Here is a 1,516-nt window from a genome sequence, read left to right as displayed (position 1 = left end):
GGGCCGCGGCCCCGGTCGCGGAGCTTTCGGGGGTCGTCGAGATCGCCGGCGTCGACCGGGCGGGGGCCGACCGGATCGCGACCATGGTCGTGGGCTCGGTGAACGGGCCGCGCGACGGGGGCGAGCGGCCCCTGCGCGTCGAAACCATCTACGACGGGGAGCGCGCCACCATGAAGATCATCGTGCTCGGCGACCTGGCCGCCGGCGCCGACCTGCTGCGCTGGGTCGCCTCGATCGCGGAGAACCTGACGTGACCGCGATCTACCGGTCGGCGGCGGGTGCGGCCGCGGTCCGCGAACGCTACGACGGGCTCCTGGACCGCTGGCCCGTGCCGTCCGAACGGCGCACGCTGGCCACCCGGCTGGGCGACACCTTCGCCGTGGTGTCCGGTCCGGTGGACGCGCCGCCGGTCGTCGCGCTGCAGGGATCCGGGGGCACCGCCGCGCACTGGCTGCCGGACATCGCCACCCTGGCCGGGCGGCTGCGGGTGTACGCGATCGACGCGCCCGGCGAGCCGGGCCGGACCGTCGGGGCGCGGCCCCCGCTCGGGTCGGCCGCCTACGCCGAATGGGTCGACGACGTCCTCGACGAGCTCGAACTGCCGCGCGCGGCCTTCCTCGGCACTTCGCTGGGCGGCTGGTGGGCGCTGGACTACGCGCTTCGCCGTCCCGAGCGGGTCGCCGCGCTGGTGCTGGTCAACCCGTCCGGGGTCGGCCGGCGCCGGACGGCGCCGTTGCTGAAGTTCGCCTTCCACGGCCTCTTCGGCGACCGGGGCCGCCGCCGGTCGCTGGCCATGGTCGCCCAGGGCAGCCCGGCCGATCCGGCGCGGCGCGCGGTCGGCGAGTTCACCCTCGCGACGTTCGAGCACTTCAAGCCGCGGCTGGCGGCGATCCCGGTGTTCCCGGTCGAGCGCCTGCGGGAACTGGTGATGCCGGTGCAGGCGCACTTCGGGGCCCGTGACGTCCTCCTCGACCAGCGGGAGGCGGCGGCGAACCTGCGGGGCGCCCTCCCGGACGCCGACGTCCGGCTGACCGAGGACGCCGGGCACTTCCTGCCCGGCTGGGCCTCGGCCGCCGCGGCATTCCTGGCCGGGGAACGATCGTGATCGAGCAGCGCCACGGCACCGGGGTGTGGTTCGAGCCCGCCGAAGGACCCGAGCTCGGCACCGAGCAGGACGCCGTCGACCTGATCGGCGCGACCTACGGCCAGGGCGCCGACGTCCTCGTCGTGCCGGTCGAGCGGTTCGCCGCCCGGTTCTTCGACATGCACGAGAAGCTCATCGGGCACTTCTTCTCCAAGATCGTCCAGTACGGCTACCGGCTGGTCCTGCTCGGCGACGTCCGCGCGCACGTCGAAGCGAGCACCGCCTTCCGTGACGTCGTGCGGGAATCGAACCGCGGCAAGGACGTCTGGTTCGTGGCCGACCTCGCCGAGCTCGACACCCGGCTGGCCGCACGGCACTGAGCCGGGCGGCGCAACCGGGCCGCGGTGGGCAACCATCGCCCCGCGCGGGGCG

The 1,516-nt window shown here is 75.1% G+C and carries 2 protein-coding genes and 1 pseudogene; all 3 read left to right on the top strand.

The window, feature by feature from the left end; translation table 11 throughout:
- Positions 1–254, top strand: a pseudogene (locus CCN39_RS50510) (helix-turn-helix domain-containing protein); the annotation flags it as partial.
- Entirely contained in the window at positions 251–1,105 is an 855-nt protein-coding gene (locus CCN39_RS47445) for an alpha/beta fold hydrolase (protein WP_158104621.1), read from the top strand. The pseudogene CCN39_RS50510 and the gene CCN39_RS47445, both read left to right, overlap by 4 nt.
- Positions 1,102–1,464: a DUF4180 domain-containing protein gene (locus tag CCN39_RS47440; RefSeq protein ID WP_086853704.1), complete on the top strand. Its 363-nt coding sequence runs from the start codon at positions 1,102–1,104 to the stop codon at positions 1,462–1,464. Before CCN39_RS47445 ends, CCN39_RS47440 begins: the two co-directional genes overlap by 4 nt.
- Positions 1,465–1,516: the final 52 nt, after the last annotated feature.

The organism is Amycolatopsis kentuckyensis, assembly GCF_002155975.1.
GTDB lineage: Bacteria > Actinomycetota > Actinomycetes > Mycobacteriales > Pseudonocardiaceae > Amycolatopsis > Amycolatopsis kentuckyensis.
The sequence above is the reverse complement of the archived record's forward strand: the minus strand, read 5'-3'. Positions and strand labels throughout refer to the sequence as shown.